The organism is Amycolatopsis mongoliensis (assembly GCF_030285665.1).
Classification (GTDB): Bacteria; Actinomycetota; Actinomycetes; order Mycobacteriales; family Pseudonocardiaceae; genus Amycolatopsis; species Amycolatopsis mongoliensis.
Genome location: NZ_CP127295.1, coordinates 1,259,623 through 1,281,846, shown reverse-complemented (window position 1 = coordinate 1,281,846; position 22,224 = coordinate 1,259,623). Strand labels below are relative to the sequence as shown.

The window sequence follows — 22,224 nt, the reverse complement described above, 5'->3', positions numbered from 1 at the left end:
GGCTTCCTCCGCGCGGGACTCTACGACGCGGATCGTGAGCGCCCTCATAGCAGGGCTGGGGGATTCGGGTCATACTCACCGGTAACCCAGCGCCGGGAGCCGGCGTCGCAAAAGGAAAGGGAGCCGTGATGGCCCGTCTCGCCCAGACTGCCGGCCTCACCGACGTGCAGTCGGAGATCCTCGCGACCGTCCGCCAGTTCGTGGACAAGGAGGTCATCCCGCACGCGCAGGAGCTCGAGCACGCCGACACCTACCCCACCGACATCGTCGAGGGCATGAAGGAGATGGGCCTGTTCGGGCTCACCATCCCGGAGGAGTACGGCGGGCTCGGCGAGTCGCTGCTGACCTACGCGCTGGTCGTCGAGGAGATCGCGCGGGGCTGGATGAGCGTGTCCGGCGTGATCAACACCCACTTCATCGTGGCGCACATGATCTCCCGCCACGGCACGGAGGCGCAGAAGCAGCACTTCCTGCCGCGGATGGCCACCGGCGAGGTGCGCGGCTCGTTCTCGATGTCGGAGCCGGACCTCGGCTCGGACGTCGCGGCGATCAAGACCCGCGCGAAGCGTGAGGGCGACGGGTACGTCATCGACGGCTCGAAGATGTGGCTGACCAACGGCGGGTCGTCGAACCTGATCGCGTTGCTCGTCAAGACCGACGAAGGCGCGGAGAAGGCCCACCAGAACCTGACGACGTTCCTCGTCGAGAAGCCCGAGGGCTTCGGCGAGGTGGCGCCCGGCCTGACCATCCCCGGCAAGATCGACAAGATGGGCTACAAGGGCGTCGACACCACGGAAGCGGTCTTCGACGGCTACCGGATCGGCGCGGACATGGTGCTGGGCGAAGCGCCGGGCAAGGGCTTCGCGTACATGATGGACGGTGTCGAGGTCGGCCGCGTGAACGTCGCGGCGCGGGCGTGCGGCATCGCGATCCGGGCGTTCGAGCTGGCGGTGGAGTACGCCCAGCAGCGCAAGACGTTCGGCAAGGCGATCGCCGAGCACCAGGCGGTGGCGTTCAAGCTGGCCGAGATGGCGACCAAGGTCGAGGCGGCCCACCTGATGATGGTGAACGCGGCCCGGCTGAAGGACTCGGGCGAGCGCAACGACGTCGAGGCGGGCATGGCGAAGCTGATCGCGTCGGAGTACTGCGCGGAGGTCACGCAGGACTCGTTCCGCATCCACGGCGGCTACGGGTACTCGAAGGAGTACGAGATCGAGCGCCTGATGCGCGAGGCGCCGTTCCTGCTGATCGGCGAGGGCACGAGCGAGATCCAGAAGACCATCATCAGCCGCGGCCTGCTGCGCGAGTACAAGTCCCGCTCCTGAGGTCGCCACTTTCGTCGAGAAAGATGCGTCTGGAGGCCCCGCGGACGTAACTTAATCAGGGAAAGTGCGAAGCGACTTGTCGACATGGTGGTGCTTCCGGCCTTTCGGGGTAAGCGGCTCGCACGGTCCGGGCGTTCTTGACAAGATGGACGCCCAGACCCACGAGTGCGCAGGTGATGATGGTGAGTAGTCCCTTCGGCGGGAACCGGGCGCCCGGCAACCTGCCTCGGCTGCCGACCCCGCCGACCGGCTGGCCGATCGGGTCGTACGCGACCTACGGCGAGGCGCAGCAGGCCGTCGACTTCCTGGCGGAGAGCGAGTTCTCCGTCAGCGACGTCACGATCGTCGGCGTGGACCTGATGCTCGTCGAACGCGTCATCGGGAAGCTCAGCTGGGGCCGCGTGCTCGGCACCGGCGCCGTCTCGGGGGCGTGGTTCGGCCTGTTCGCCGGGCTGCTGCTCGGGCTGTTCGTCAACCAGGGCTTCGCGTTGCAGCTGCTCACCGGGCTCGTACTGGGCGTCCTCTCCGGGCTGATGTTCGCCGCCATCGGGTACAGCATGTCGCGCGGGCGCCGGGACTTCTCCTCGGCGAGCCAGCTGGTCGCCGGCCGCTACGACGTCCTGTGCCAGCCGCGCTCGGCCGAGCAGGGCCGGGAGCTGCTCGCCAAGCTGGCGCTCAAGCCCCCGTCCGCCAACATCTGAAAGAAACCCTGGAAAACACCGCCAATACCAGGGGAAAATCACAGTTCAGTCTGCAGTGGGCTGAATCGTTACCGATACTGCTTGCGGGGTGTGATCGCCCGGCATAAGTTGTCCGACACCAGTCAGGCGGCCCCGCCTTACCAGCGTGGCCGCCCGAGCACTAGCACGTCGGGGTGCTGGCGCGGTTTCGCCTCATCGCGCTGTGGTGCCCACCGGTCACCGCGGTATCCGGCGTGCACGCGGGTGAGGAGGCCTTATGGGGAAGAGGATCGGCGCGGGCAAACGGGGGCGATCGCCCGGCCGTACCGCGGTCCTGCTGGGGGCAGGGGCATTGGTGACCGGCATGCTCGCCGGTTGCGGATCGGGTGGCGGGCTCAAGATCAACGTCTACTACGCGCCCGAAGACAGCTTCCAGAAAGTCGTCGACAACTGCAACAAGGCGGCGGACGGCAAGTACGAAATCGTCTACAACAAGCTCCAGCGCGGCGCGGACGACCAGCGTCTGCAGATGGCCCGGCGGCTCGCCGCGGGGGACGACGCGATGGACGTCCTCGGCCTCGACGTGACCTGGGTTTCGGAGTTCGCCGAAGCCGGCTGGGTCGAGGAGTGGAAGGACCAGAACAAGGCCGCGGCGACCGAGGGCGTCCTGCAGGGGCCCCTGGAAACGGCGACCTACGACGGGAAGCTCTACGCGGCCACGAAGAACACCAACGTCCAGCTGCTCTGGTACGACGACCGGATCACGCCCACGCCACCGAAGACGTGGGACGAGATGATCGCCAAGTCGAAGGAGCTGAAGGCGCAGGGCAAGCCGTACAGCATCGTCTTCACCGGCGCGCAGTACGAAGGCCTCGTCGTCTTCTACAACACGCTCGTGGGGTCGATGGGCGGGCACATCCTGTCCGACGACGGCAAGTCCGTGGTGCTGGACGACGGTGCGGTGAAGGCGCTGGCACTGCTGAAGCAGATCGCTTCGTCGGGCATCACCGACCCGTCGCTGACCAACTCGAAGGAGGACGACGTCCGGCAGACGTTCCAGCGCGGTGACGCCGCGTTCGAGCTCAACTGGCCGTTCGTCTACGCCTCCTACGCCAAGGAAAAGCCGCAGGACGTCTCGCACTTCAAGTGGGCCGTCTACCCCGAGGCGCAGGCCGGCACGCCGGCCAAGACCACGATCGGCGGGTACGACCTCGCCGTCAGCTCGCTGTCGCAGCACAAGCCCGAGGCGTTCGAAGCGGCGCTGTGCCTGCGCAACGCGGAGAACCAGAAGTTCTCGGCGATCAACGACGGCGTGCCGCCGACCATCGAATCGGTGTACCACAACGACACGCCGCTCGACCCGTCGAAGCCGGCGAGCGCCGACAACCCGAACATGGCGCTCAAGTACCCGATGCGCGACTCGATCATCGACGCCATCAAGGACTCGGCGGTGCGGCCGCTGACCCCGGCGTACCAGAACATGTCGACGGTGATGTCGAAGGTTCTTTCCCCGCCGGGTGACATCGACCCGAAGGCCACCGCGGACAAGCTGCGCGAGCAGCTCAACGACGCGCTCCAGTCGAAGGGAGTGATCCCGTGACCGTCCAGGACTCGACCCCGGCCGACACCGCCGGGGCCACCGTCGCCGAAGGGGCGACGTCCCACAAGAAGGGCAAACCCGCCCTTTCCGAGGGGAAGAAGGCCGAGCGGAAGCTCGGGCTGTGGCTGTGCGCACCCGCGTTCGTCGTGATGATCGCGGTCACCGGCTACCCGATCGTCTACTCGATCTGGCTGTCGCTGCAGCGGTACGACCTGAGGTTCCCCGCGCAGCAGGAGTTCGTCGGCTTCGACAACTACGGGGCCGTGCTCTCCAACTCGTACTGGTGGACGGCGTTCGGCACCACGATGTTCCTGACCGTGGTGTCGGTGGCGATCGAGTTCGTGCTCGGCATGGCGCTGGCGCTGATCATGCACCGGACGCTCGTCGGGCGCGGCCTGGTCCGCACGGTCGCCCTGATCCCGTACGGCATCGTCACGGTCGTCGCGGCGTTCTCGTGGTACTACGCGTGGACGCCGAAGACCGGCTACCTGGCGAACTGGCTGGCCGCGGACGCGGCGCCGCTGACCGACCAGTGGCCGTCGATGTTCATCATCATCGGCGCCGAGGTGTGGAAGACCACGCCGTTCATGGCGCTCCTGCTGATGGCCGGCCTCGCGCTGGTGCCGGACGACCTGCTCAAGGCCGCGGCGATGGACGGCGCGAGCGCGTGGCAGCGGTTCACGAAGGTGATGCTGCCGGTGATGAAGCCGGCGATCCTGGTGGCGCTGCTGTTCCGCACGCTCGACGCGTTCCGGATCTTCGACAACATCTACGTCCTCACGGGCGGCGCGCAGGACACCGGCTCGGTGTCCATGCAGACCTACGACAACCTGGTCAAGGGGCTGAACCTCGGGATCGGGTCGACGATGGCGGTGCTGATCTTCATCACCGTGGCGATCATCGCCTTCATCTTCATCAAGGTGTTCGGCACGGCCGCACCGGGCTCGGACGACGGGGGTAAGCGCTGATGGTGATGGGAACCGTCACGACGGGCCGCAAAGTCAGGTGGGGCCTGGTCGACATCCTCGTGCTGGTGTTCGCGCTGGTGCCGGTGCTCTGGGTGGTCTCGCTGTCGTTCAAGACCAAGGACACGCTGACCGACGGGTACTTCATCCCGCAGTCGTGGACCTGGCAGAACTACGCGGACATCTTCCAGACGTCGGAGTTCCTGCTGGCGCTGGTCAACTCGATCGGCATCGCGATCATCTCGACGCTGATCGCGGTGGTGCTGGGCACGATGGCCGCGTACGCGATCGCGCGGCTGGAGTTCCCCGGCAAGCAGCTGCTGGTCGGGCTCTCGCTGCTGATCGCGATGTTCCCGCAGGTGTCGCTGGTGACGCCGCTGTTCAACATCGAGCGGAACCTGCACCTGTTCGACACCTGGCCGGGGCTGATCCTGCCCTACATCACGTTCGCGCTGCCGCTGTCGATCTACACGCTGTCGGCGTTCTTCCGGGAAATCCCGTGGGAACTGGAGAAGGCGGCCAAGATGGACGGCGCGACGCCGGCCCAGGCGTTCCGGAAGGTGATCGCGCCGCTGGCCGCGCCGGGGGTGTTCACCACCGCGATCCTGGTGTTCATCTTCTGCTGGAACGACTTCCTGTTCGCCATCTCGCTGACCTCGACCACGGCGTCGCGGACGGTGCCGGCGGCGCTGTCGTTCTTCACCGGGTCCTCGCAGTTCGAGGACCCGACCGGGCAGGTGAGCGCGGCCGCGGTCGTGATCACCATCCCGATCATTGTGTTCGTGTTGTTCTTCCAGCGTCGCATCGTGGCGGGGCTGACCTCCGGTGCGGTGAAGGGGTAGCGCTATGGCAGAGATCGTGCTCGACAAGGTGTCGAAGAAGTACCCCGACGGCGCGCTCGCGGTGTCCGAAGTGGACATGACGATCGGGGACGGCGAGTTCCTCGTCCTGGTCGGCCCGTCCGGCTGCGGGAAGTCGACCATGCTGAACATGGTGGCCGGGCTGGAGGACATCACCTCCGGTGAGCTGCGCATCGACGGGCAGCGCGTCAACGAGAAGGCCCCGAAGGACCGGGACATCGCGATGGTGTTCCAGTCCTACGCGCTCTACCCGCACATGAGCGTGCGGGAGAACATGGCCTTCCCGCTGCGGCTGGCCAAGGTCGACGACAAGACGGTGCGGGCGAAGGTCGAGGAGGCGGCGACGATCCTCGACCTGACCCAGCACCTGGACCGCAAGCCGGCCAACCTCTCCGGTGGCCAGCGGCAGCGCGTCGCGATGGGCCGGGCGATCGTCCGGAACCCGAAGGCGTTCCTGATGGACGAGCCACTGTCCAACCTGGACGCCAAGCTCCGCGGCCAGATGCGGACGTCGGTGTCGAAGATCCAGAAGCAGCTCGGCACGACGACGTTGTACGTGACGCACGACCAGACCGAGGCCATGACCCTCGGCGACCGGGTCGTGGTGCTGCGCGGCGGCTTCGTGCAGCAGATCGGCTCGCCGCAGTTCCTCTACGACAACCCGGCGAACCTGTTCGTCGCGGGGTTCATCGGCTCGCCGTCGATGAACTTCGTGCCGGCCACGCTGGAGAACAACGAGCTGCACAGCCCGCTGGGCACGACGCCGCTCACCGACCGGATCCGCCGGCTGCTCGAGAAGGCGGAAGCCCCGCGTGAGGTGCTGGTCGGCATCCGGCCGGAGCACTTCGAGGACGCGGCGCTGGTCGAAGCCGGGCAGAAGGCCGGCGGCGGCACGTTCACCGCGCGCATCGACGTGCTCGAGTCGATGGGTTCGGAGAAGTACGCCCACTTCACGCTGGAAGGCGAGACGGCGACGTCCGCCGAGCTCGCCGAGCTGGCCGCGGACAGCGGTTCGGCCGACGTCCCGGGTTCGGAGTCCCAGATCGTCGCCCGGTTGTCGGCGGAGTCGTCCGCGGCGGAGAACGCGGACCTCGAGATCTGGTACGACGCGGACAAGATCAAGCTGTTCGACCCGTCGAACGGCAAGAACCTCACCTACGAGGACTAGCCGCAAGTCCGTGAATGGCACATCGAGGGACTTCAAGTCCCTTGATGTGCCATTCACGGTTTTCAGGGGTGCCGGGTGGGCCGGTAGACGAGCTCCTGGATGTGGCCGTCGAGCGCCCGGTCGATCGACAGGCTGCCGTGCGAGCGCAACGGCACGTCGGACTCCTCCTTGAGCCGGGCGACGACGTCCACGGCGTCCCCGCTCACGAGGGTCGCGTCCGGCCAGTCGAGGGGCCGCGCAGCGTGGTCGACACCACCGTCGCCGGCAGGTCACGGGTCGACCGCATCGGTGTTCGCGGCCAGCATCTCCGCGGTCGTCCGGAAGGTGGCGGCGCCGAAGACCCATGCGCTGGTCCTCGGCGTACTGCGCGAGGCGGTGCGCGAGCAGCGCGGGTCCCTGCTTGCCCCAGTAGCCGTGGTGGCTGCCGAAGCCGTCGAGGCTGGAGAAGACGTCGAAGGTGTAGGTGGCGGTCACACGCTCCTCCGTGCGGTGAGTCCGGTCGCGCCGCGGGCCTACGCCGTCGGGAGCCGGGGGAGGATCGCGTTCGCCGCCGTCCGGGCCATGGCGCACGTGCCGTCGCCGGCCGTGCCCGCCGTCTCCACCACGCTGAGCTCCGCCAGCTCGCGGTGGCCCGGCAGGCCCGCTGCCGGCTGCGTCGTGTCGACCAGGCAGAACGCGCCCGCGACGCGCACCCGGGCTTCGCGGCCGCCCACCGTCTCGGGCGGGCCGGCCGGCGCCTTCGCCTCGTCCGTCTCCACCGTCAGCTTGAAGCTCACCTTGCCGCGGATGCAGCTGTGCCCGGACAGCCCGATCGCCGGCCGGGTGCCGGCGCCCGCGACGGCGTCGAGGTCGTTGTTGTCGAGCAGCACGCACGGCGCCACGAGGCCCCACGAGCGCTCCGGGAACTTCAGCCGCCGCACCTTGTTCGCCGTGACCGCGTCCAGCACCGAGCCGACGACCGCGTCCGCGACGCCGCAGCGGCCGGCCTGGTCGTCGCCGGAGTCGGTGACCGAGAGTTCGAGCCGGTTGCCGTCGGCGAAGGTGATCGCGCGGGTGCACGCGGTGCGGTCGTTGAACATCGACTGCTGGACCGCGACGCCGTCGGGCACCGGCCCGAGGTAGGCGTAGGGCTTGATGTTCGGGTCGGAGTCGAAGGCCAGCGGCCCCACGAGGATGGTGCGCCCGCCGAGGTCGGCCCGGCAGGTCTCGAACGTCGGGGTGGCGACCGCCCCGGGCGCGACGGCAGGCACGTCGAGCAGGCTGCAGTAGTCGACGGTCGCGAAGTCCCCGAGCGCGGCGGACGCGGTCAGCGGCGTGGGCCCGGACGTCGTTTCGGGAGCGGCTTGCGTCTTCGCGCACCCGGTGGCGAGCAGGGCGCAGAGCATCGCGACGACCAAGGACTTCAGGCGCGGGTACACGGTGTGCAAGTATCACCACATCGAGGAGAAAAACCAGCCCTGACGGGGACATCTCTCAGTATTTTCCGCGCCCCGGCCGGAGAACGCGCAGGTCACCGGTTTTCGCGCCGGTTTCCCGGGTTTCCCCGGGCCTTCCGAACGATTTTCGCTTTTACCGTCCCCTAAGGGAGCAATCCTTCCCGCGAGCGATGCGGAAGCGGGTACTCCGGTGGTGAAGTGGAGATATCGGAAGTTCTCCGAAGCACGAGGAAAGGGAAAGACGATGAGCGCACCGGTCACCCGACGGCTGTCCCGTCCCCGCAACGGCCGCATGATCGGCGGCGTGTGCGCGGGTCTCGCCCAGCGGTGGGGCATGAAGACCAGCACGGTGCGGGTGCTGGCGGTGTTGTCGTGCCTGCTGCCCGGGCCGCAGTTCGTCGCCTACCTGATCATGTGGGCGATCATCCCGTCCGAGTGACGGAGGCGAGGAAGCTCAGCCAGGCAGCGGCGTCGACGGCGAAGCGCGGGCCGGAGGGATCCTTCGAGTCCCGCACCGCCACGGCGGGGGCGGCGAAGGCGACTTCGACGCAGGCGGTGTTTTCGCCGCCGCTGTAGCTGCTCTTCCGCCACTGGTTCACGATCACGGGTCCACCTCATGCGCTCAGCAGATCGGCGAGCTGCAGAACGAGATCGCGTGACTCGTTCTCGCCGAGCGCCATCTTACTGAGGCTGGCGAACTTCTTCGCGAGAGCGGCGACCGCCGAAGGCTTCACCAACTGCAGGTTGCCACCCGCGTGATCCACGTAGCCGAGGTCGCCGATGGTGTCCGGCGGAAACCGCAGCACGGTGAACGGGCCACGCAGACCTTCGTAGGCACCTGCGCGTGCCGGCGCGATCTGGAAGGTCACGTTCGGCAGCTCCGAAACCTCCGCGAGGTGAAGCAACTGGGCGATTAGCACGTGGGGCTTCGCGACCCGTCGTGTCAGTGCGCCCTCGTCGACGATCGCGTGCACCGTAACCTGGTTCTCGCTGCGCAGCCGTTCGCAGCGGCGCATCCGCACATGGAGCTGGTGGTTGCGCTGGCGGGTGCCCAGGTCGGCGAACAGTGCGTTCGCATACTCCTCGGTCTGGAGAAGTCCCGGCACGTACGCCAGCTCGAAGTTCCGCACCGAGACCGCCTCGGCCTCCAGCGCCGGATGGCTGTTGACCGACACACCCTCGATGCGATTCTGGTTGGGCCGCCGCGCTTCCCGCGCGATCTCGACCAGTTCCGCCAGCTCGTCCTCGGGCACCCGGTACAGCTCCGCCATCGCGCGGGCGTGCAGCGGGTGGATCGCCCCCTGCCCCTTCTCCAGCCTCGACAGCGTGCTCTTCGAAATATCCAGGTCACCGCCGGCCTGTTCCAGCGTCAGGCCCGCCTTCGCCCGCCAGGCCTTCAGCTCCCGGCCCAGCTGCAGCCGCCGAATCGCCGGAACGCTGTAATACGCCAACCCGCGCACCTCCCCGTCGCCATGATCGCGCGGGCAGCAGTGTCCGGGCGGGAGGGTGGCGCCGGGATCCCGCGCCGATCACCCCATCAGGGGCGCCAGCAGGACATCGCTTCGTCGACCTCGTCCACGCCGAGCGGCGGGCGGGGCAGCTTCGACGGCTTGCCGGGCTCGGCGCGGAGCCCGTCGAGCAGCATCGCGAGGCAGCGGCGCCAGAGGTCCGGCTCCACCTCGCACGTGAACTCGATCACCGAGCCGATCATCATGTGCAGCAGCGGGGTGTCCGTCGGGGAGAAGTCGGCGCGCAGGCCGCCCGCCGCCTGGGCCCGCTCGACGAGCTGTGTGATCAACGGCACCATGCGGGCCTTCGCTTCGGCGACGTGCTCGTGGCCGAACTTGTTGGACAGCATGATCTCGCGCAGCCCGCGGTCCCCGGAGTGCAGCTCGATCGACTTCCACGTGAAGTCGACGAAGGCCTGCCAGGCGTCGTCGGCCTTCAGGGCTTCTTCGGCGAGGTCGCCGATCTCGTCCATCCGCTCGGTGAACATCGCCTCGACCAGGTGTTCCTTGCTGGGGAAGCGGCGGTACACCGTGCCGACGCCGAGGCCTGCGTGGTGGGCGATGTCGTCGAGCGTGGCTTCGAGGCCTCTCCGGCCGAAGACTTCCCGGGCCGACTGGAGGATGCGGCGGCGGTTGAGTTCGGCGTCGCGCCGCAGCGGCCGCGCCGGTGCGGCGGGACCAGTGTCCCGTGTCATGCACCCCACTCTACCAACCAAGTAGAGGCGCCTTCTCCGGTTCTTGTGTACTTTGGGTCGCGTAAGGGGAGATACCTACTCCACATAGCTTCCTGATCACTCCCAGTGAGGGGACACCCATGTCCGAATCCACTCTCGCCGTCGCGCCGCCGGGGGACGCGCGCGCCGCCGAGAACCCCCACCACGCCAGACGGTGGCTGATCCTGGTGATGATCGGCCTGGCGCAGCTGATGGTCGTGCTGGACGCGACCGTCGTGAACATCGCGCTGCCGTCCGCCCAGGTCGACCTGGGCTTTTCCAACGACGCCCGCCAGTGGGTCGTCACGGCTTACGCGCTCGCGTTCGGCAGCCTGCTGCTGCTCGGCGGGCGGCTCGCGGACCTCTTCGGCCGCAAGAACGCCCTGCTCGTCGGCCTGGCCGGCTTCGCCGCGGTCTCCGCGCTCGGCGGCGCGGCGAGCAACATCGAAATGCTGCTGATCGCCCGTGCGGCCCAGGGCGTGTTCGGCGCGCTGCTCGCGCCGGCCGCGCTTTCGCTGCTCACCACGACGTTCACCGACCCGAAGGAACGCGGTCGCGCGTTCGGCGTGTTCGGCGCCATCGGCGGTGGCGGCGCAGCGGTCGGGCTGCTGCTCGGCGGCGTGCTCACCGAGTACCTCGACTGGCGCTGGTGCATGTTCGTGAACATCATCTTCGCCGTGGTCGCGTTCGTGGGCAGCTCGATCCTGCTGCGCAACCAGCGGGACGGCGGCCCGCGCCCGCGGCTCGACCTGCCGGGCACCGTCACCGCGTCGGCCGGCCTGTTCGCGCTGGTCTACGGCTTCGCGAACGCCGAGTCGGACTCGTGGTCGGCGGTCTCGGTGTGGGGCTTCCTCGCGGCCGGCGTCGTGCTGCTGGGCGTGTTCGTGTGGCTGCAGCAGCGCGTTTCGCACCCGCTGCTCCCGCTGCGCGTGCTGCTGGACCGCAACCGCGGCGGCTCGTACCTGGCGATGTTCCTGCTCGCCATCGGCATGTTCGCGATCTTCCTGTTCCTGACGTTCTACGTGCAGCAGAACCTGAAGTTCACGCCGATCGAGAGCGGTGTCGGCTTCCTGCCGATGGTCGCGACGCTGATGCTGGCCGCCACGACGGCGACGAGCGTGCTGCTGCCCCGGTTCGGCCCGCGTCCGCTGGTGCCGACGGGCATGGCGATCGCGGCCGTCGGGCTGTTCTGGCTGAGCGGCATCGGCCTCGACAGCACGTACGCGTCCGGCGTGCTCGGCCCGCTGCTGGTGATGGGCTTCGGCATCGGCCTGGCGATGGCGCCGGCGATGAGCGTCGCGACGTTCGGCGTCGAGGCGCACGACGCGGGGGTCGCGTCGGCCGCGGTCAACACGATGCAGCAGGTCGGCGGCTCGATCGGCACGGCGCTGCTGTCGACACTGGCCGGCAACGCGGCGACGGCCTACCTCGCGGGCAAGGTCCCGACGCCGCAGCTGGCGGCCGAGGCGGCGATCGAGAGCTACACGACGGCGTTCACCTGGGCGGCGGTGATCTTCGCGGTGGGTGCGGTGCTCAGCGGCCTGCTGCTGCGCCCGGGCGTCCCGAAGGGTGAAGCCGCCCCCGGCGCCGTCCACATGTAGCCCGCGGCCCGCGCTCGACCCGAGCGCCCCAATGTGGCGTTGGTTGCGTCTGACGCACCCAATGTGGCGTTCGGTGCGTCTGACGCACCGAACGCCACATTGGGGCGCTAGTGGCGGCGGGAGCGGAGCGTCTCGATGACCTCGTCGTCCCAGCGGTGGGTGCGGATCAGCCGGTACCGCTCCGCCGCCACCCACATGTAGGCCTCGGCGTCCGTCCGGTCGCCGATCATCCCGGCCTGCCGCAGCATCCCCACCACCGGCACGAACTCCTCGTCGAACCACCGCTGCGCCACGCTCGCCCGGTCGCAGAACTTGCCTTCGTCCTGCATCAGCCGGAAGCCCCACGCCTCCACGTGTTCGCCCAGCTTCGCGTAGTCCCACGGGTCCGAGACGATCACCGACGCCCGCGCGTGCCCGGTCAGCGGCACCCGCTCCAGGAACAACCGCCGGTAGTCCTTGACGATCAGGTCGCCGCGGTGGCGGATGCCGCTCGGGTCCAGTTTGGTCCGGACGACCGTCACGAATGCCTCTATTGTGGACAGTCCCTGCGCGAGCGCGACCGAGACGCGGTGGTGGCCGTCGATGATGAAGTGCAGCTCACCCACCCGGTACACCTCGATCGGCGGGATCTCTTCGCCGCGCCGCGCCGCCAAGGCCAGCCGCTCCCAGCGTTCGCGGACCCGTGCCGACGTCGGGCGGAAGCGGCGGTCGAAGTCGCGGCTGCGGTCGACCGTGCCGACGATCGAGTCCAGCTTGATCACCCGCAGGCCGATCCGGCTCTCGCCGAGGTAGCCGAGCGCCTCCACCACCTCGTGGAACGGCAGCATGATGTTGACGTCGTCGGGCTCGCGGCGCAGCCACGTCGAAAGCCGCGAGAGCACCTGGCCCCGGCGCGCGCGGAGGAAGTCGTTCTCCGCGTCCGCGCGGGGGAACCCCGTCTCTTTCATGAGAACTCCATGATCCGGTGGCCCACCACGTTGCGGATCCGGGTTTCGCCGACGACCCGGTCCGGTACCGGCTCGCCGTGGGGGTGGATGTGCCCGTGCAGCAACCACTTCGGCCGCAGCACGTCGATCGTCCGGTGCAGGCAGGCGAACCCGCGGTGCGGCGGGTCGGCCCGGTCGCCGAGGTCCAGCGGCGGCGAGTGCGTCAGCAGGATGTCGACGCCGCGGCCGTCACGACGGCGCCGCCACCGGGCGCGCCGCACCAGGCCACGGGCCCGGCGCGCCTGCTGGCGCTGCGTCCACTGGTTCGGCCCGTCGTTGTAGCGGATCGACCCGCCGAGGCCGGCGAACCGGAGCCCGGCGACGTCGACGACCCGGCCGTCGGCGTTGACGCCGCCCGCCGGGCCCGGCCAGACCGTGGGGAAACCGTCCTTCATGGACAGCCCGCCGTAGCGGGTGTACCCGCTCAGGTCCGGGTCGTGGTTCCCGGGCACGAACACGCACGGCACGTCGAGCGCGCTGCTCAGGAACGCGAGGTAGTCGTAGGGGAGGTCGCCGGCGCCGATGACGAGGTCGACGGAGCAGCCGCGGACCGCTTCGGTCCACAGCCGCTCGTCGACCTCGTCGGAGACGACCAGCGCTTTCGGCATGGACCCAGGGTACGACGCCGGGGCGTCACTTCATGCCGTGCGCGAACCCCGGGTCGGCGACGATGACGAAAGTGATGACGAAGATCCAGACGAGGCTGAGCGCCAGCGCCCAGAACTTGAGGTTGGACAGCATGCGGGGCATCACGAATTCTCCGATTCCGGCGGGAAAGAAACAGGGGACCTAGAGCCAGCCGTTCTTCCGGAATATTCGGTACAGCAACAGGCAGATCGCCAGGATCACCGTGATCACCAGCGGGTACCCGAACTTCCAGTGCAGCTCGGGCAGGTAGTCGAAGTTCATCCCGTAGATGCCCGCGATCATCGTCGGCACGGTGATGATCGCCGCCCACGACGTGATCTTGCGCATGTCGGTGTTCTGCTGCAGGGAGATCTTCGCGACCGTCGCGTCGACCAGGGTGGACAGCAGTTCGTCGAACGCCGCCACCCGCTCGGACACGGTCGTGAGGTGGTCGGCGACGTCGCGGAAGTAGGAGCGGACCTCGTCCGGCACCAGCCGCGTGTAGCCCTCGGCCAGGCGCTGGACCGGCGTCGCCAGGGGCATCACCGCCCGGCGCAGCTCCAGCACCTCCCGCTTCATCAGGTAGATCTGCTCGGCGCTGACCTGCGAGCGGGGCGCGAAGACCTGCGCCTCCATGACGTCGATGTCGTTCTCGATGCGGCCCGTGACGTCGAGGTAGTGGTCGACGACGTGGTCGGCGATCGCGTGCACGACCGCGGCCGGGCCGAGCTGCAGGCGCTCGGCGTCTTCGTCGAGCTCGCGGCGCAGGCGCGCCAGGCCCGAGTGGTTCCCGTGGCGGACGGTGATCACGAAGTCCCGGCCGAGGAACACCATGAGCTCGCCGGTCTCGACGATCTCGTTCGCCGTGGTGGGAGACTCGTGCTCGACGTACCGGACGGTCTTGACCACCAGGAAGAGCGTGTCGTCGTAGCGCTCCAGCTTCGGGCGCTGGTGCGCCTCGAGGGCGTCTTCGACGGCCAGCTCGTGCAGCCCGAAGGTCTCCGCGATGCCCTGGATCTGCTCGGAGTCGGGCTCGTGCAGCCCGATCCAGACGAACCCCTCGTGCCGCTTCCGGACCTCTTTGATCGCTTCGACGTGCGTCCAGCGGCCGGGCAGGCGCTCACCCGCGACGTACACCGCGCAGTCCACGACGTACGCGGACAGCGGCACCGGGACCGGGCGGACGGGGACGGCGCCCTTGTTGCCGCGGCCGCGAAGGCCGCCGAGCGAGGGAATGGCAGGCATGGGGATCTCCTGGGCGTCGTGCGTGGTCGTGCGAGACGACTGACCAGGGCGGAACGCGTCCGCCCGGCGGCACCAGCGTTCCCGGGGAGTGAAGGCCTACCAGGAGATGAGCCGGCCGGCGGGTGTGGTGGGAACGCTGGGACTACTAGGGAGCGGACTATCGCCACTACTCATCGGGGTTCCTCACCTCCTTCGGGCCGGGGCGGAGAGTGGTGGGGCTCGCGTTGACGCGCGAGAACCAATGGTTGAGGGTACTCCTCACTACGGATGCGTGTCGTACCAGCCTCACGCGGTGTTACGCGAACAGGAGAGACGAGTGCAGTTCGGTCGGTACTACGAGGAGTTCGAGGTCGGTGCGGTCTACAAGCACTGGCCGGGCAAAACGGTCACCGAGTACGACGACCACCTGTTCTGCCTGATCACCATGAACCACCACCCGCTGCACCTGGACTCGCACTACGCCGAAGAGACGACCGACTTCGGCAAGAACGTCGTGGTGGGGAACTACATCTATTCGCTGCTGCTGGGCATGTCCGTGCCCGACGTCTCCGGCAAGGCCATCGCGAACCTCGAGGTCGAGTCGCTCAAGCACGTCAAGCCGACCTTCCACGGCGACACCATCTACGGCGAGACCGAGGTGCTGGACAAGACGCCGTCGAAGTCCAAGGACGACCGCGGCGTCGTGTACGTCGAGACGCGCGGTTACAAGCAGGATGGCCTGATCGTGTGCACCTTCCGGCGGAAGGTGATGGTGCCGAAGCGCTCCTACGGGGAAACTCGGGGCGGGGAGCAACCGGGCCGGCCGGTGCCGCACGAATGAGGCTCTGATGGACCTGGACCGGATCAAGGACGTACTGCGCACGTTCGCGGAAGTCGAGGCCCGCGGGGTCTCGCCGCTGTACGAGCACCTGGCGCTGCAGGCGGCGGCGGACGACGACGTGGCGGGCCTGCTGTCGGCCGCCCGCGACGGCGAGGTGCGCGCGACGCTGCTGATGGCGACGGCACACCGGCTGGTGCAGGCCGACCCCATCCACCCGCTTTCGCGGTACTACCCGTCGCTGGGCGGCTTCGACGGCGTCGATTCGGAGACCTGGCCGCTGTTCCGGTCGTTCCTGCTGGAGCGGGCGGACAAGGCCCGTGCCCTGATCTCCTCGCGGTACACGCAGACGAACGAGGTCCGCCGGGCGGCGCTGCTGTACCCGGGCGTGGCGCGGGCGGCGAAGGAGGCGGGCGGCAAGGTCGCGCTGCTGGAGGTCGGCTGCAGCGCGGGGCTGCTGCTGGGCCTCGACCGCTTCGGCTACCGCTACCAGTGCGACGGCGGCGAGCAGCTGACGGCGGGGCCGGCGAAGACCCCGGTCGGGCTGCACTGCGCGCTCGACCTGGCTCCCGGCGCGGTGGCGCCGAAGCTGCCGAAGAAGCTGGCGATCACGGACCGGGCCGGGCTCGACCGGGCCCCGGTGGACCTCTCGGACGAGGACGAGCTGGCGTGGCTGGAGGCGTGCGTCTGGGCCGACCAGCCCGACCGCATCAGGCTCCTGCGCACGGCGGCGGCCGAGCAGGCGAAGCACCGCCCTCGCCTCATCGCCGGGGACGGCGTCGACGACGTCGGCTCCGCGGCCGCCACGCTGGACGGGCCGCTGGTGGTGGTGACGAGCCACGCGCTGGCGTACTTCCCGGCCGAGCGGCGTGCGGAGTTCGTCGCGAAGCTGGCCGACCTGGCGGCCTCACGGCCGCTGTGGTGGGTCTCTGAGGAGTTCTACGGCGCCGGCCTCGAGACGGTGCTGCCCGGGCGCTCGGACCTCGTGGGCGACGGCCTGGCGACGCTGGGCGTCGTGCGGTGGGAGGACGGGAAGGCGGAGGCGCACGCCTTGGCGCGGACCGCACCGCACGGGCAGCGGATGACCTGGCTGCCGCTGTGAACCGGCCGTGTCGACCCTCCGATCACGCGTGTCGGCCGCTCGATCACGCGTGTCGACCCCGAAAACACGCCGGTCGGCCGCTTATCAAGCCCGAGGTAGCGCTTTCCAGTCGCGGAGCGTGACATAAAGGAGGTCCACCAGTTCTCCCGCGGCCTCCAGGGCCGACAGGTCTGCCGCATCGGACCAGCGCGCCTCCGAAGCGTCGTCACCCGCCGTGAGGGCCCCGCCCGTCACCGAGCAGGCGTAGTCGTGGATTTCGTACGGCCCGCGGGTCACCGTCCCGATCAATGTGCCGGGAATCACGTCGAGCCCGGTCTCCTCGAAAAGCTCCCGAACGACCGCCTCTTTGTCCGTTTCGCCCGGTTCGACTCGGCCACCCGGCAGAGACCATTGCCCCGAACCGGGGTCATTCGCCCGCCGGATGAGCAGCAAGCGGCCGGCTGGATCGAACGCGATGCCGCCGACGCAGCGGATCGTGGTGCTGGTGAGGCCGTCCATGTCCCGAAGGGTAGACGTGATCGACTTGAAAACGGATGTCCTGTACACGGAGAGTAGCCATACGGTACACTTCGGACCGCGCGCTGACCCGAGCGCGGGACTTACCTCCCGTGCGCCTGTTCAGTGCGGTACAACGTAAAAGTCAGAATTTGTACTGTTGTCCGGTGTCACCGTAAGAGACGGGATTTGATCGCGGTGAACGTGAAGAAGATTGCGGGCCTCGCCGGTATCGCGTTGGTGCTGTTCTTCGTCATTGCCCAGCCCGGTCAGGCCGCGGGCCTTGTCGGCAACATCGTCGACTTCCTGCGCAGCTCGGCCGAATCGGTGATCACCTTCGTCAGCAACGTGTTCAAGGGCTGATCGCGGGGCTACCCTCGAACCATGTTCGCGCCTCGCGACCCCGACGAGTACCTCCTCGACACCGAGCGACGGGTCATCCGGATCCGCCGCCACTGGGCGGTGCTGCTGTGGGACACCTTCGAAGCGGCCGCGCTGCTGGCCGTCTGCGTCCTGGTGTCCTACCTGCTGCCACCGGCGCTGTACATCGGCCAGAACATCCTCTGGTACGTCGCGCTGCTCGTCGTCCTGCGGTTCGCCTACGTGGTGATGGAGTGGTGGGTCGAGCGGCTGGTGGTCACCGACAAGCGGTTCGTCATGACCACCGGGGTGTTCACGACCAAGGTGCTGATGATGCCCATCAGCAAGGTCACCGACCTCAGCTACGTGCGCACCGCCACCGGGCGCATGATGGGCTACGGGACGATGGTCGTCGAGTCGGCCGGCCAGATCCAGGCCCTCAACCGCATCGACTACCTGCCGCGGCCCGAAGAGTTCTACGACACGATCTCGGAGCTGGTCTTCGGCGACAAGCAGAAGCAGGCCGAGCGCTTCTCGATGATCAAGGCCCAGCGGGCCGCCCGCGGCAAGAAGCCCGTCGGCTGAGTCCTCCCGCCGCACGTGTGACGTAGCGCATCGTCGACAATGGACACGATGCGCATCGACCTGCACGCCCATTCCACCGCTTCCGACGGCACCGACACGCCGGCCGGGCTCGTCGCCGCGGCCGCGAGAGCCGGGCTCGACGCCGTCGCGATCACCGACCACGACACCACCGCGGGCTGGGCCCCGGCCACCGCGGCCATCCCACCAGGGCTGACGCTGGTCCCCGGCGCCGAGCTCTCCACCGTCTCGATCGACCCCGAGACCGGCCGCCAGATCAGCGTCCACCTGCTGGCCTACCTCTTCGACCCGACGTCCGAGCCCGTCGTCACCGAGCAGACCCGGCTGCGCGTCGAGCGCCGCACGCGGCTGCGCCGGATGGCCGAGCGGATGGCCGCCGACGGCCTCCCGGTCGACGCCGACGAGATCTTCGGCCTGCTCCCCGAGGACTCCCCGCCCGGGCGCCCGCACCTGGCCCAGGCGCTGGTCCGGGCCGGGCTGGTCAAGTCCGTCGACGAGGCCTTCGCCGACTACCTCAGCCCACGCCGCGGCTACTACGTCGCCCGCCGCGACACGCCGGTCGAGGAAGCCATTGACATGATCGCCGCGGCCGGGGGCGTCACGGTCGTCGCGCACCCCTTCGCCTTCAGCCGCGGTGCCACCATCAGCGAGGACACCCTCGCCGAGCTGGCCGCGCGCGGGCTCACCGGCGTCGAGGCCGACCACCCGAACCACGACGCGCCGACGCGGGCCCGCACCCGCGCGCTGGCCGGCGAGCTCGGCCTGCTCGTCACCGGGTCCAGCGACTACCACGGCACCAACAAGACGATCGCGCTCGGCGAATGCACCACCGACCCCGGGCAGTTCGAGGAACTCACTTCGCGTGCGACGGGGTTTCAGGTCGTGAAGGGCTGAGATGGCGATCGCCGACTTCTTCGACGCGAAGCTCTTCATGAGCGCGACGATCACCCTGGTCGTCATCATGGACCCGCCCGGCACGGTGCCGGTGTTCCTCAGCCTGGTCGGCCGCAAGCCGGTGGCGACGCGGGCACGTGCCGCCCGGCAGGCCGTCCTGGTGTCGTTGCTGGTCATCAGCCTGTTCGCGGTCGCCGGCCAGGCGATCCTGGCCTACCTCGGCATCGGCATCCCCGCGCTCCAGGGCGCCGGCGGCCTGCTGCTCCTGCTCATCGCGCTGCAGCTGCTCACCGGCGGCGGGCACGAGCCCGAGGCGGCCGGCGAGGACGTCAACGTCGCCCTCGTGCCGCTCGGCACGCCGCTGCTGGCCGGGCCCGGCGCGATCGCCGCGACCATCGTGTTCGTCCGGCAGGCCGACGGCCACGTCGGCGCGTACATCGCGCTGGCGCTGGCGATCGTGATGACCCACTTCGTCATCTACATCTGCATGCGGTACTCCGGCGTGGTCATCCGGCTGATCAAGGAAAGCGGCATCACGCTGCTGGCCAAGGTGGCCGGTCTGCTGCTCGCGGCCATCGCCGTGGAGCTCGTCGCGAACTCCGTGCGCGGCTTCATCGCCGGCGGCAGCTGACCCCGCCTTTCGGGTTGTCCTGCCGGACAGGAACCGCCGGCTTCGTTGACATCGTTGGCACGCCTCGCGCAGATTGGATCCCAACCCAGCGGTTGAAACGATTCAAACGCCTTGCGGAGGCCTCGATGAAGTGGCTCAGAGCAATCCTGCCGGTCACGGTCCTGGTGGCGAGCGGGGTGATCGCGGCGCCGGCGGCGACCGCCCTGCCCGGCCCGAGCTGGCACAAGTACGTCGTCGCGCCGTCGAGCCGGGACGTGCGGCCGGTGAAGGTGCTGTCGACCACCGGCGACGTCACGAACCCGGACGGCCTGCTCGGGCGGGGCGTCACGACGTTCAAGCGGCAGGCGCCGCCGCCGAAACCGGCCTGGCCCGCGGGGACCACCGCGGACGCGTCGTCGTTCCACGCGCCGAACAACGGCGGGAACGGCCAGCCGCGGACGTACGCGCCCGGCAACGCCGTCGACGGCAACCCGGACACCTTCTGGAACGACGACACGATCGGCGCCTACCCGGACGTCCTGACCATCACCTCGGCCACGCCGGTCGCGCTCCCCGGCGTCACGGTTCTGTCCAGTGTGGACGGTGTGCCGCAGGACTACACCGTGGAGGTGCTGGACGCCGGCGCGTGGCGCGTCGCGGCTTCGGTGAGCGGCAACACCGCCGTCCAGCGCGCTGTCGCGTTCGACCGGCCGGTGACGACCGCGCAGGTCCGGATCACCGTGACGAAGGCGCAGAACACACCGTCGGGCGAGTTCAGCCGCGTCAACGAGGTCTGGCCCGGCCTGGTCGCCGATCCGCCGGTGCCGGTCGCGGTGGTGGACTTCGGCAAGGTCGTCGCCGGGTATCCGAAGATCGCCTTCGCGGGCGCGTCGGCGAACCGGCCGGGCGTCCGGCTGTCGTTCTCGGAAACCCAGCAGTACCTGGGCGAACGCTCCGACTTCACGCGGTCGGACTTCTCCGGCGGGCCGGGGAGCGACCAGTACGCCGTGCCGGCGACGCCGACGGTCTGGCGGGACACGAAGGGCTGCCAAAGCGGCACACAGGTGTGCGCGGACGGCCTGCACGGCTTCCGCTACCTGCGGATCAGCCTCGACGCGCTCGCGTCGGACGCGCCGCTGGCCCAGCCTTCCGGTGAGGTGCGCATCAGCGGTGTCTCGCTCGACTTCACGCCGTTCCTCGGCACGCCGGGCAGCTACCGCGGCTGGTTCGAGTCGTCCGACGAGCAGCTCAACCAGTACTGGTACGCCGCGTCCTACACGAACGAGCTGGGCATGGACACGTTCCGCGAGTCCGATGTGGACCCGCGCGGCGCGTTCTCGCCCTCGCTGGACGGGAAACTGGTGCTGCACGACGGCGCGAAGCGGGACCGGGACCCGTACGTCGGCGACGTCGCGGTGTCCGGGCTGACCGAATACCTGACCCACCAGGACGGCACCGCGGCTCGCAACGTCCTCGCCGATCTGGCCGACCACCAGCGGGCGGACGGCTGGATCCCGCCCGCGTCGATCAACAACTACACGCTGCCGCTGTTCGACTATCCGCTCTGGTGGGTGACGTCGAGCTGGGACTACGTGCTCTACACGGGCGACACCGCGTACGCGGCTTCGTACTACTCGCACCTCGTGAAGACGCTTGACGCGTGGTATCCGTCGGTCACCGATTCGCGCGGGTTGCTCGCGAAGGGGCTCAACGGCACCAGCGGCTACGGCGACTACGCGTTCCTGCCGCGTACGGGCGAAGTGACGTACTACAACGCGTTGTACGTCCGGGCGCTGCAGGGCGCGGCGGGCCTGGCGCGGGCGACGGGCCACGCTGCTGACGCGGATCGGTGGCTTTCGCGCGCCTCAGGCGTCGCGGCGGCGGTGAACCAGTACCTGTGGGACCCGGCGGCGGGGGCTTACCTCGACTCGGGGACGGGCGCGGTCCGCCACGGCCAGGACGGCAACAGCCAGGCGATCGTGGCCGGCATCGCTTCGCCGTCGCAGGCCACTTCCGCGCTGGCGCGGCTCGCGGCCGGGGCGTTGCCCTACGGGAATCCCTTCATGGACAACGACACTCTCGTCTCCGACGGGACGAAGCGCGTGTACGCGTTCACGTCGTTCCCGGAGATCCAGGCGCGGTTCCGGACCGGGCAGGCGGCGTCGGCGATCGACCAGATCAAGCGGATGTACGGCTGGATGACCACGCACGACCCGGGGATCACGGCGTGGGAAGGCATCGGCGACGGCGGCTCGCACTACGAGCAGGGGTACACGTCGGCCGCGCACGGCTGGTCGACCGGCGTCGTGCCTGCTTTGACGAACGAGTTGCTGGGTGTCTCGCCGACCTCGCCGGGCTTCGCGACGTGGACGGTTTCGCCGCACCCGGGTTCCGTTTCGTGGGCGCGCGGAGCGGTGCCGACGCCGAAGGGCGCGTTGTCGGCTTCGTGGACTCAGCAGGGTTCGGTGTTTTCGCTGACGGTGACGGCTCCGCGGGGGACATCCGGCTCGCTGGTGGTCCCGGCCGGAAAGCTGGTGCTGCTCGACGGGCGGCCGACGCGGGCCGCGGCCGGTGGCTCGCTGCCGGTCGGCTCCGGAACGCACACGGTCCTGGTGGTGCGCTAGCGAAG

The 22,224-nt window shown here is 69.1% G+C and carries 23 protein-coding genes and 1 pseudogene; 15 read left to right on the top strand and 9 right to left on the bottom strand.

Annotated features, from left to right (window positions below):
• Nucleotides 1–128 precede the first annotated feature (128 nt).
• From QRX60_RS05905 to QRX60_RS05880, 6 genes are all read left to right on the top strand, one after another.
• Nucleotides 129–1,325: an acyl-CoA dehydrogenase family protein gene (locus tag QRX60_RS05905; RefSeq protein WP_285999781.1), complete on the top strand. Its 1,197-nt coding sequence runs from the start codon at nt 129–131 to the stop codon at nt 1,323–1,325.
• Nucleotides 1,326–1,501: 176 nt separating this feature from the next.
• A complete protein-coding gene (locus tag QRX60_RS05900) occupies nt 1,502–2,026 on the top strand; it encodes a general stress protein (RefSeq protein WP_285999780.1) in 525 nt (174 codons plus the stop codon).
• A gap of 256 nt (nt 2,027–2,282) precedes the next feature.
• Entirely contained in the window at nt 2,283–3,605 is a 1,323-nt protein-coding gene (locus QRX60_RS05895; RefSeq protein ID WP_285999779.1) for an ABC transporter substrate-binding protein, read from the top strand.
• Nucleotides 3,602–4,573, top strand: a complete 972-nt coding sequence (locus QRX60_RS05890; RefSeq protein ID WP_285999778.1) for a carbohydrate ABC transporter permease — start codon at nt 3,602–3,604, stop codon at nt 4,571–4,573. The genes QRX60_RS05895 and QRX60_RS05890 overlap by 4 nt, the downstream gene beginning before the upstream one ends.
• Nucleotides 4,573–5,412, top strand: coding sequence for a carbohydrate ABC transporter permease (locus tag QRX60_RS05885; protein WP_285999777.1), 840 nt, complete (start codon nt 4,573–4,575; stop codon nt 5,410–5,412). The genes QRX60_RS05890 and QRX60_RS05885 overlap by 1 nt, the downstream gene beginning before the upstream one ends.
• A 4-nt stretch (nt 5,413–5,416) precedes the next feature.
• Complete coding sequence (locus QRX60_RS05880; RefSeq protein ID WP_285999776.1) at nt 5,417–6,598, top strand: ABC transporter ATP-binding protein; 1,182 nt, start codon at nt 5,417–5,419, stop codon at nt 6,596–6,598.
• Between the two features lie 62 nt (nt 6,599–6,660).
• Here the strand turns inward: QRX60_RS05880 and QRX60_RS05875 are convergent.
• Nucleotides 6,661–7,072 (bottom strand): annotated as a pseudogene (locus QRX60_RS05875) (dihydrofolate reductase family protein).
• A gap of 38 nt (nt 7,073–7,110) precedes the next feature.
• Nucleotides 7,111–7,983, bottom strand: a complete 873-nt coding sequence (locus QRX60_RS05870; RefSeq protein ID WP_408630258.1) for a hypothetical protein — start codon at nt 7,981–7,983, stop codon at nt 7,111–7,113.
• A 295-nt stretch (nt 7,984–8,278) separates the two neighbouring features.
• Here QRX60_RS05870 and QRX60_RS05865 point away from each other — a divergent pair, with 295 nt between their 5' ends.
• Entirely contained in the window at nt 8,279–8,473 is a 195-nt protein-coding gene (locus QRX60_RS05865) for a PspC domain-containing protein (RefSeq protein ID WP_285999774.1), read from the top strand.
• Here QRX60_RS05865 and QRX60_RS05860 read toward each other — a convergent pair.
• The 3 genes from QRX60_RS05860 to QRX60_RS05850 form a co-directional block, all read right to left on the bottom strand.
• Nucleotides 8,457–8,639 carry a DUF397 domain-containing protein gene (locus QRX60_RS05860; RefSeq protein WP_408630210.1) on the bottom strand — a complete coding sequence of 61 codons (183 nt, stop codon included), beginning with the start codon at nt 8,637–8,639 and terminating at the stop codon, nt 8,457–8,459. The two genes, QRX60_RS05865 and QRX60_RS05860, sit on opposite strands and share 17 nt — an antisense overlap.
• Before the next feature lie 9 nt (nt 8,640–8,648).
• Complete coding sequence (locus tag QRX60_RS05855; protein ID WP_285999773.1) at nt 8,649–9,485, bottom strand: helix-turn-helix domain-containing protein; 837 nt, start codon at nt 9,483–9,485, stop codon at nt 8,649–8,651.
• 86 nt (nt 9,486–9,571) lie between these two features.
• Nucleotides 9,572–10,237 carry a TetR/AcrR family transcriptional regulator gene (locus QRX60_RS05850; protein WP_285999772.1) on the bottom strand — a complete coding sequence of 222 codons (666 nt, stop codon included), beginning with the start codon at nt 10,235–10,237 and terminating at the stop codon, nt 9,572–9,574.
• Between the two features lie 119 nt (nt 10,238–10,356).
• Between QRX60_RS05850 and QRX60_RS05845 the strand changes: the two genes are divergently transcribed.
• Nucleotides 10,357–11,856, top strand: a complete 1,500-nt coding sequence (locus QRX60_RS05845; protein WP_285999771.1) for an MFS transporter — start codon at nt 10,357–10,359, stop codon at nt 11,854–11,856.
• A 107-nt stretch (nt 11,857–11,963) separates the two neighbouring features.
• Here the strand turns inward: QRX60_RS05845 and QRX60_RS05840 are convergent, their stop codons facing one another.
• The 3 genes from QRX60_RS05840 to corA form a co-directional block, all read right to left on the bottom strand.
• On the bottom strand, nt 11,964–12,803 hold the full coding sequence (locus QRX60_RS05840; protein WP_285999770.1) for a chromosome partitioning protein ParB: 840 nt from the start codon (nt 12,801–12,803) through the stop codon (nt 11,964–11,966).
• Nucleotides 12,800–13,450, bottom strand: a complete 651-nt coding sequence (locus QRX60_RS05835; protein WP_285999769.1) for a metallophosphoesterase family protein — start codon at nt 13,448–13,450, stop codon at nt 12,800–12,802. Before QRX60_RS05835 ends, QRX60_RS05840 begins: the two co-directional genes overlap by 4 nt.
• A 181-nt stretch (nt 13,451–13,631) precedes the next feature.
• Nucleotides 13,632–14,714: a magnesium/cobalt transporter CorA gene (corA, locus tag QRX60_RS05830; RefSeq protein ID WP_285999768.1), complete on the bottom strand. Its 1,083-nt coding sequence runs from the start codon at nt 14,712–14,714 to the stop codon at nt 13,632–13,634.
• Nucleotides 14,715–15,030: 316 nt separating this feature from the next.
• On the opposite strand from corA, the gene QRX60_RS05825 reads away from it, so the two are divergent.
• Complete coding sequence (locus QRX60_RS05825) at nt 15,031–15,534, top strand: MaoC family dehydratase (protein ID WP_285999767.1); 504 nt, start codon at nt 15,031–15,033, stop codon at nt 15,532–15,534.
• A gap of 7 nt (nt 15,535–15,541) precedes the next feature.
• Complete coding sequence (locus QRX60_RS05820; RefSeq protein ID WP_285999766.1) at nt 15,542–16,633, top strand: DUF2332 domain-containing protein; 1,092 nt, start codon at nt 15,542–15,544, stop codon at nt 16,631–16,633.
• An 84-nt stretch (nt 16,634–16,717) separates the two neighbouring features.
• Here QRX60_RS05820 and QRX60_RS05815 read toward each other — a convergent pair whose 3' ends face one another.
• The gene (locus QRX60_RS05815; protein ID WP_285999765.1) at nt 16,718–17,131 is read right to left on the bottom strand and encodes an NUDIX hydrolase; all 414 of its coding nucleotides are present in this window, start codon (nt 17,129–17,131) and stop codon (nt 16,718–16,720) included.
• Nucleotides 17,132–17,326: 195 nt separating this feature from the next.
• On the opposite strand from QRX60_RS05815, the gene QRX60_RS05810 reads away from it, so the two are divergent.
• The 5 genes from QRX60_RS05810 to QRX60_RS05790 all read left to right on the top strand — a co-directional run bounded on the left by QRX60_RS05810 (nt 17,327) and on the right by QRX60_RS05790 (nt 22,219).
• Nucleotides 17,327–17,491: a hypothetical protein gene (locus tag QRX60_RS05810; protein WP_167379843.1), complete on the top strand. Its 165-nt coding sequence runs from the start codon at nt 17,327–17,329 to the stop codon at nt 17,489–17,491.
• Between the two features lie 21 nt (nt 17,492–17,512).
• Entirely contained in the window at nt 17,513–18,073 is a 561-nt protein-coding gene (locus tag QRX60_RS05805) for a PH domain-containing protein (RefSeq protein WP_285999764.1), read from the top strand.
• Nucleotides 18,074–18,121: 48 nt separating this feature from the next.
• Nucleotides 18,122–18,985: a PHP domain-containing protein gene (locus tag QRX60_RS05800; RefSeq protein WP_408630209.1), complete on the top strand. Its 864-nt coding sequence runs from the start codon at nt 18,122–18,124 to the stop codon at nt 18,983–18,985.
• 1 nt (nt 18,986) lies between these two features.
• A complete protein-coding gene (locus QRX60_RS05795; RefSeq protein ID WP_285999762.1) occupies nt 18,987–19,616 on the top strand; it encodes a MarC family protein in 630 nt (209 codons plus the stop codon).
• Between the two features lie 125 nt (nt 19,617–19,741).
• The gene (locus QRX60_RS05790; protein WP_285999761.1) at nt 19,742–22,219 is read left to right on the top strand and encodes an alpha-L-rhamnosidase-related protein; all 2,478 of its coding nucleotides are present in this window, start codon (nt 19,742–19,744) and stop codon (nt 22,217–22,219) included.
• Nucleotides 22,220–22,224: the final 5 nt, after the last annotated feature.

What these genes read in the sequence shown, in the direction of transcription:
- QRX60_RS05880 (WP_285999776.1), top strand. Translation starts at nt 5,417, where the DNA reads ATGGCAGAGATCGTGCTCGACAAGGTGTCGAAGAAGTACCCCGACGGC.
- QRX60_RS05850 (WP_285999772.1), bottom strand. Translation starts at nt 10,237, where the DNA reads ATGACACGGGACACTGGTCCCGCCGCACCGGCGCGGCCGCTGCGGCGC.
- QRX60_RS05800 (WP_408630209.1), top strand. Translation starts at nt 18,122, where the DNA reads ATGCGCATCGACCTGCACGCCCATTCCACCGCTTCCGACGGCACCGAC.
- QRX60_RS05885 (WP_285999777.1), top strand. Translation starts at nt 4,573, where the DNA reads ATGGTGATGGGAACCGTCACGACGGGCCGCAAAGTCAGGTGGGGCCTG.
- QRX60_RS05840 (WP_285999770.1), bottom strand. Translation starts at nt 12,803, where the DNA reads ATGAAAGAGACGGGGTTCCCCCGCGCGGACGCGGAGAACGACTTCCTC.
- corA (WP_285999768.1), bottom strand. Translation starts at nt 14,714, where the DNA reads ATGCCTGCCATTCCCTCGCTCGGCGGCCTTCGCGGCCGCGGCAACAAG.
- QRX60_RS05845 (WP_285999771.1), top strand. Translation starts at nt 10,357, where the DNA reads ATGTCCGAATCCACTCTCGCCGTCGCGCCGCCGGGGGACGCGCGCGCC.
- QRX60_RS05790 (WP_285999761.1), top strand. Translation starts at nt 19,742, where the DNA reads ATGAAGTGGCTCAGAGCAATCCTGCCGGTCACGGTCCTGGTGGCGAGC.
- QRX60_RS05815 (WP_285999765.1), bottom strand. Translation starts at nt 17,131, where the DNA reads ATGGACGGCCTCACCAGCACCACGATCCGCTGCGTCGGCGGCATCGCG.
- QRX60_RS05905 (WP_285999781.1), top strand. Translation starts at nt 129, where the DNA reads ATGGCCCGTCTCGCCCAGACTGCCGGCCTCACCGACGTGCAGTCGGAG.
- QRX60_RS05870 (WP_408630258.1), bottom strand. Translation starts at nt 7,983, where the DNA reads ATGCTCTGCGCCCTGCTCGCCACCGGGTGCGCGAAGACGCAAGCCGCT.
- QRX60_RS05820 (WP_285999766.1), top strand. Translation starts at nt 15,542, where the DNA reads ATGGACCTGGACCGGATCAAGGACGTACTGCGCACGTTCGCGGAAGTC.
- QRX60_RS05835 (WP_285999769.1), bottom strand. Translation starts at nt 13,450, where the DNA reads ATGCCGAAAGCGCTGGTCGTCTCCGACGAGGTCGACGAGCGGCTGTGG.
- QRX60_RS05865 (WP_285999774.1), top strand. Translation starts at nt 8,279, where the DNA reads ATGAGCGCACCGGTCACCCGACGGCTGTCCCGTCCCCGCAACGGCCGC.
- QRX60_RS05795 (WP_285999762.1), top strand. Translation starts at nt 18,987, where the DNA reads ATGGCGATCGCCGACTTCTTCGACGCGAAGCTCTTCATGAGCGCGACG.
- QRX60_RS05900 (WP_285999780.1), top strand. Translation starts at nt 1,502, where the DNA reads ATGATGGTGAGTAGTCCCTTCGGCGGGAACCGGGCGCCCGGCAACCTG.
- QRX60_RS05895 (WP_285999779.1), top strand. Translation starts at nt 2,283, where the DNA reads ATGGGGAAGAGGATCGGCGCGGGCAAACGGGGGCGATCGCCCGGCCGT.
- QRX60_RS05805 (WP_285999764.1), top strand. Translation starts at nt 17,513, where the DNA reads ATGTTCGCGCCTCGCGACCCCGACGAGTACCTCCTCGACACCGAGCGA.